Genomic DNA, 7259 nt, shown 5'->3' with positions numbered 1-7259 from the left:
GACATTTAGGAGTAATTCTATACAGTCTATATAATTTCCAGTAATCTTTAGCATATTGTAGTGAATTTTATTACTGGAAATACATATTAAATTCACTACAAAATTAATTATACGAGGAGCATTTTTATGAAATTTATAGACTTCCATTGTGACACAATATACAAAATTGCAACAGAAGGTGGATCATTAAAAGAAAATTCTTATTCAATTGATAGCAAAAAAATAGAAAATTCTCTAGCTGAATTTTTTGCAGCCTATATTGATATAAGTAAAACTCTAAAACCATTTGAATTTTGCAATAATTTAATTGATGTTTTTGAATCTTCTATTAAAGAATGTGATAATCTTGATAAAACAACAGATTATAATCAATATCTTCAAAATAAAAATAATGGTAAAACTTCAGCTTTTCTTTCTATTGAAGGTGGAGAAGCACTAGAAGGATCCATAGAAAACCTATATCATTTTTATAATAGAGGCGTTAGACTATTAACATTAACATGGAATTTTGAAAACGAAATTGGATATCCAAACTTTAATTACAAACTCAAAGAAAAACCTCTAAAAAAATTTGGGTTGGAACTTATCAAAGAAATGGACAATCTTAATATGATAATAGACGTTTCTCATTTATCCGACGGCGGCTTTAATTCCGTTATAAAAGAGAGTAACGGCACTGTTATTGCCTCTCATTCTAATTGTAGAGCTTTAGTAAATCACCCTAGAAATTTAGAAGACTATATGATTAAATCTATCGGAAATCGAGGGGGTATTGTCGGTGTTAATTTCTATAATAAATTTCTAGGAAACAGTGAAACCTCAATGGTCGATGATATGATAAAACATATACTTCATCTTTATAATATAGGTGGATCTGATATTGTAGCGCTAGGTAGCGATTACGACGGCATTGATTGCAATGTAGAAATGAAAGACTTTACTGAGTTATATAAGTTGTATGACAAACTTAGAAAATACTTTAGTGAAGATATGATAGAAAAGTTTTTTTATAAAAATGGAGAAAGAATCCTAAAATCAGTGCACAGTTAAAGTAGTTCACAGTGCACTGTGAACTGATATATACCTGTGCCTTGTATCTGTGCACTGATACATAAATAAAAGAACTCCTACCATTCTTAGAGAAGTCCTTTTACTACTTTATATTTTCTTATTGCTATAATAGAATACAAATTAAATCTGCATTTCCTTCATTTATAACTTTTTCTAACGCTCTTTGAATTTTATGCTGAACATCTTCTGGCATTTTATATAATTTATTTTGTAATCCTTCTTTAACTAGAACTTCTAAGGATTTTCCGAAAATCTTACTCTCCCAAATTCTACTCATATCGCCTTCAAACTGTTCTAGAAGAGATTGAATTACTTCTTCTGATTCTTTCTCTGTACCTATTATCGGAGATATCTCTGTTTCTATATCAGCACGGATAAAATGGAATGATGGAGCACTAGCTTTTAATTTAACAGCATATCCACTACCCCTTTTTACTTTCTCTGGTATCTCAAATTTCATTTCTGTAAGTTGTGGTGCTACAAGCCCATACCCTGTTTCCTTTACATCCTCTAATGCTTTTTGTATCTTGTCATATTCTACTTTAGCTTTATAAAAATCATTCATTATACTTAAAAGTTTACTTTCACAATTTACTTCACAACCACAATATTCACTCAAAACTTTATAAAAAGTATCCTTTCCAGGAACAAAGGTAACTTTAGCTGTACCATCTCCCATATTCATTTCTTCTATATGAGTATCCTCTAGGAAATCAACATCTTTGTAACAATCAATGGTCTTCCTAATATCTCTAACCTTAAAAATATTTTTACTCATATCTTTAACTATGTTCATAATATTGACTTTTAGCCAATGATTTATATTAAGGTTTTCTATCCATTCTGGTATATCAATGTTAATTTCTTTAACTGGAAATTCCTTCAGTATTCTTTGAAAAATTCCAGTTATATCTTCTTGTTGCATATTTATTACATCCATAATTATAACTGGCACATCATACTTGTCCTCTAAAGATTTACAAAGCTCTGTTGTCTCTGATTCATGTGGTTTTGAAGAATTTAATATCATCACAAAAGGTTTATTAATAGATTTTAATTCATTAACTACCCTTTCTTCTGCATCTTCATATTCTTCTCTATTTATATCAGTTATTGAACCATCTGTTGTAACTAATAGTCCTATTGTAGAGTGATCATTTATTACCTTTTTTGTGCCAATTTCAGCTGCTTCTTCAAAAGGAATTTCATAATCAAACCAAGGAGTATTAACCATTTTTTGTTTTTCACCTTCGCTATACCCTAAAGCACCCTTTACAATGTAGCCAACACAATCTACCATTCTAACCTTAAAATTTACCCCATCTCCGATACTCATGCTAACGGCTTCATTAGGTACAAATTTAGGTTCCATTGTATGGATAGATTTTCCTGATCCACTCTGTGGCAACTCATCCTTAGCTCGCTCCTTTTTAAATGCATTTTCAATATTAGGAATAACCATAAGATCCATGAATCTTTTTATAAATGAAGATTTACCAGTTCTAACAGGACCCACAACCCCTACATATATATCGCCTTGAGTTCGTTCTGCTATATCTTTGTATATATCAAAATTCTCCATATTTCCCCTCCTAACGGTGGTTTTATATTTTATTAACAATATATATGTATTATGATAAAGAAAATTATATACCAATTATTTGAATAATTCACAGTGCTCTATTTACAATTTACAATTAATGAAAACTACACTTTCATCTAGCTTGATGTATAGCCATAATGTATAGAAATTCCATTTTATTATTTCACTCCAACGCACTAGCCATCCGCAGGATTATAATATTTTCCTCCCCAGAGGAAAATTAACCTTAATTGTGAAATGTGAATTGTAAAATGCCAATTAAAAAAAGGTTGCTTTAAGCAACCTTTTTACTCTGATTTATTTTCTCTAGACATCAAATCATGTACTGCCTTATTAACGTCTTTTCCTTCAAATAATGTTTGATATAGGTTTTCTGTTATTGGCAATGATAAATTATATTTTTTAGCTAAATGATAGAATGCTTTTGTAGCTTTAACACCTTCTACTACCATTCCTACTTCTTTGCAAGCAGCATCTACACTTTCACCTTTTCCTATAAGTATACCTGCTCTTCTATTTCTTGAATGCATTGATGTACAAGTAACAATTAAATCTCCCATACCTGTTAAGCCATAAAAAGTTTGGTCTTTACCACCTAATACTTCTCCAACTTTTATCATTTCATTCATAGATCTTGTCATTATGGCAGCCTTAGTATTATCTCCAAAGCCTAAACCATCAGAAATACCACAACCAAGAGCAATTATATTTTTAAATGCTCCACCTATTTCTATACCAACTAAGTCATCATTTGTATAACTTCTTATTCTTGGTGTTGTTAATATCTCTTGTATCTCCTTTGATACTGTTGTATCAAGAGAAGAAACTACAAAAGTTGTAGGTAAATCTTGTGCTATTTCTTCCGCATGAGAAGGTCCTGATATAATAGCAACTTTATTATCAGTAAGCTCCTCTGATATTACTTCTGAAAGTCTTTTAAATGTATTGTCTTCTATTCCTTTTGCCATATTTATAATAACTTGATTGCTACTTAAATATGGTTTAATATTCTTACATACAGTTCTTATTACATGTGATGGAACTGATAAAAATACGTATTTAGAATCTCTTAATGCTTCTTCTAAGTTATTATAAGCAATTACATTAAAAGGTATCATTACCTTTGGCAAATACTTAACATTCTCTCTCTTTACATTTATATCTTCTATATTTTTTTCATCTATATCCCAAATTTTTATTGTGTGCCCGTTCTTAGCTAAATGTACTCCAAGAGCAGTACCAAAACTTCCTCCTCCTATAAAGGTTAAAACAGCCATGTTATTCCTTCCTTTCCCTAAAGATCAGTTTAATTCCTGTTCCCTTAAAATCAAAATTCTCTCTCAATTGGTTTTCAAGATACCTTTGGTATGAATAATGTAATGCACTTGGATCATTAACAAAGAATACAAATGTTGGTGGCTTTGTAGCTACTTGAGTTACATAGTATATCTTCATCTTTTTACCATGTGTTACTGGTGACTCTTGTCTTAACACTGCATTAGCTATTACATCATTTAATACACCAGTAGATACCCTCTTATTGTAATTATCATACACACTCTTAGCTAATTCAAGTACTTTTTGTGTTCTTTGACCAGTTTTAGCTGAAATAAATAAAAATGGTGCATAAGCTAAGAAAGATAACTTTGTTCTTAAATCATCTGTATAATTCTTCATTGTCTTATCGTCTTTTTCAATAAGATCCCACTTATTAACTATTACAATTATACCTTTATCTAATTCATGTGCATAACCTACAATCTTTTCATCTTGTTCAGCTACACCTTCTGTTGCATCCACCATAAGTATACATACGTCTGCTCTTTCTATTGCAGCTAATGTTCTTACAACAGAATATCTTTCTATTTCCTCTTTTATCTTGCTCTTTCTTCTAAGTCCTGCAGTATCTATTAATGTAAACTTACCAAATTCATTTTCTATTGGTGAGTCAATAGCATCTCTAGTTGTACCTGGTATATTTGAAACAATATTTCTATCTTCTCCTAAAATTTTATTTATTAAAGAAGATTTACCTACATTCGGTCTTCCTATCATTGCTATTTTTATGTTTTCTTCTTCTTCCTCAACAACTTCATCTTCTTTGAAATTAGCAACAACTTCATCAAGCATATCACCAAGACCAAGTCCTTGTGCAGCAGAAATTGCCACTGGATCTCCAATTCCTAGATTATAGAATTCATATTTATTTTCTTCTTCTATAACTCTATCCACCTTATTAACTACTAATACTATTGGCTTATTGCTTTTTCTAAGCATTTGAGCAACTTCTCTATCTGTATCTGTAAGACCTGTTTTTCCATCAACTAAAAACATAATTACATCAGCTGTTTCTATTGCCATTTGTGCTTGTCTTCTCATCTGTGCAAGAATTATATCATCACTTTGTGGTTCTATCCCACCAGTATCTATAATAGTAAATTCTTTTCCTACCCATTCAGTTTTTGCGTATATTCTGTCTCTTGTAACTCCTGGTCTGTCCTCAACAATAGCTATTCTCTTACCAGCTAATTTATTAAATAAAGTAGATTTTCCTACATTAGGACGTCCAACGATTGCAACTATAGCCATTTTTATTCCTCCTCATGACAATATTTATTTATAGTGTCTATTAAGTCTTCACCTGTGAAATCAACAATTACTACATTTGTGTCCAATGCTTCTTTTATATCATCTAATGTAGTATTATCTAACATTATTTTTTCTGATTCATCTCCTGGTTCATATCCTTTTCTAAACATAGAACTACACAATAGTATTATACCATTATCTCTATTCCTTAGACTACTAATTAAATCTTCACCAACAATAAGCCCGGTAACAGTTATTTTTTCTCCATAAAACTTATTTATAACTTTTACAACATCTATCTTAATGTTAGGATTTTTCTTCATAATTTTTTCTGCAGCACTTTTTATTTCTTCATATGCAGAAACTCCTGTTGGCATTGTAAATTTGCCTACAGCCTTTTCATTTAACTTTGGTAAATCATTGTCTATAGCATCTCTAAAAGTTCTTATCATACCAACGCCATCTTCTATTTGATCAAACTCTCCATAGAATTCTGCATCAGGTATTTCTCTACCAGCTACAACATAAAATTCATCTGATAATCTTACAAAAGGCTCTCCAATCTCTTTGAAGTACTTCTTCTGTAACTTCTCTATCAAATCTAGTTCTTTATTTGCTTTCTCAGCATCATAAGTCTCTACTTTTTTTAAACCTTCTCTAAATTTTGTAACACCAATTGGTACTACAGCAACATTATTGATATGTGGATATAATTTATATAAGTCTTCTATTGTATTTACTAACTCTATTCCATTATTATATCCTGGAACAGCTACTATTTGGGCATTCATATCAATCCCTGCTTCTGCTAACCTCTGCATTCTTGGATAAACATTATCGGCAAATCTATTATTAAGCATCTTTTTTCTTAACTCGCCATTTGTAGTATGAACTGATATATTTATAGGACTTATTCTATATCTTATAATCCTATCTATATCTTCTTCCTTCATATTAGTCATAGTTATAAAATTTCCTTGAAGAAATGAAAGTCTACTATCATCATCTTTAAAATATAATGTTTCTCTCATACCTTTAGGATTTTGATCTATGAAACAAAATATACATTTATTATGGCACTTCATAGGTTCATCTAAAATTCCTTCGGAAAATTCTAACCCTATATCTTCACCATATTCTTTTTCTATCTCAATTTCCCATATTTCTCCGTCTTCTTTTTCTATTTCTAACACTACTTCTTCATCAACAATTAGATATTTATAATCAACGATATCCTTAACATCACTTTCATTGATAGAAAGTAACTTATCCCCCTTTTCTATCCCAACCTCTTCAGCAATGCTACCATCAAGTACTTTAGAAATTAAATTTCTCATCACTTTACCTCCATAGGTTTTCTTAATAGTATATCTATGGTTAGATACTATTAACATCATGTAATCTTACCATTTTACTATAATTTTAGTCAAGAAAAACGGAATTTTTTGCAAAAAAATAGTGCCACACTAGATTTTAGCGTGACAATTCGCAATTCAAACAGTTCACAGTTTCAGAATGAATAGGTAAGAGTGAATGGTGAATAGTGTAAGTTATATTTATAGATGTATTTAGTGTATATATATAAGTTCTAAAAAACAATCTACATTGATAAGAAACTTATGTTAGAAGTTGTTTATCTTATTTCATTTAATGATGTAGATTTTCAAATAAAACATATATATAAAACTATTATATTTAAGTGTTGTTTTCTAAGAATCATAGATGCCTAGTCCAAGCTATATGAAGGTGCAACCTTCATTAGCCTCCCGTAACAGTTCTATATCAAATACAAGTACATTAAGAAAACTATCTTATTCTATACATAAAATTGTGGTACTTAAAATCTCAGGAATTCCCCAAAGGGAATTTCACCCATCACTCTCTCCTTGTAGTTTATTATTCTCTTATTTACTCGATATTTCTTAGAATTTCATATCAACTTATATCTATTTTTATATTGTATAAGTATACTAGTTGTATAGCTAACGCTTTTCAA

At 30.2% G+C, this 7259-nt stretch carries 5 protein-coding genes; 1 reads left to right on the top strand and 4 read right to left on the bottom strand.

What is annotated here, in order from left to right; all coding sequences use genetic code 11:
* Window positions 1-126: 126 nt before the first annotated feature.
* Window positions 127-1050, top strand: coding sequence for a dipeptidase (locus tag KQI30_RS16135; protein ID WP_216464374.1), 924 nt, complete (start codon window positions 127-129; stop codon window positions 1048-1050).
* 124 nt (window positions 1051-1174) lie between these two features.
* On the opposite strand, the gene spoIVA is transcribed toward KQI30_RS16135, so the two are convergent.
* The 4 genes from spoIVA to KQI30_RS16115 form a co-directional block, all read right to left on the bottom strand.
* Window positions 1175-2653, bottom strand: coding sequence for a stage IV sporulation protein A (gene spoIVA / locus KQI30_RS16130; protein WP_216464373.1), 1479 nt, complete (start codon window positions 2651-2653; stop codon window positions 1175-1177).
* 308 nt (window positions 2654-2961) lie between these two features.
* On the bottom strand, window positions 2962-3951 hold the full coding sequence (locus KQI30_RS16125) for an NAD(P)H-dependent glycerol-3-phosphate dehydrogenase (protein ID WP_216464372.1): 990 nt from the start codon (window positions 3949-3951) through the stop codon (window positions 2962-2964).
* Window position 3952: 1 nt separating this feature from the next.
* Window positions 3953-5269 carry a ribosome biogenesis GTPase Der gene (der, locus tag KQI30_RS16120; RefSeq protein WP_216464375.1) on the bottom strand — a complete coding sequence of 439 codons (1317 nt, stop codon included), beginning with the start codon at window positions 5267-5269 and terminating at the stop codon, window positions 3953-3955.
* Window positions 5266-6600: a DUF512 domain-containing protein gene (locus KQI30_RS16115; RefSeq protein ID WP_216464371.1), complete on the bottom strand. Its 1335-nt coding sequence runs from the start codon at window positions 6598-6600 to the stop codon at window positions 5266-5268. Before KQI30_RS16115 ends, der begins: the two co-directional genes overlap by 4 nt.
* Window positions 6601-7259 lie beyond the last annotated feature (659 nt).

The sequence above is a fragment of the Clostridium bornimense genome (assembly GCF_018917145.1).
Classification (GTDB): domain Bacteria; phylum Bacillota; class Clostridia; order Clostridiales; family Clostridiaceae; genus Clostridium_AN; species Clostridium_AN bornimense_A.
The sequence above is the reverse complement of the archived record's forward strand: the minus strand, read 5'-3'. Positions and strand labels throughout refer to the sequence as shown.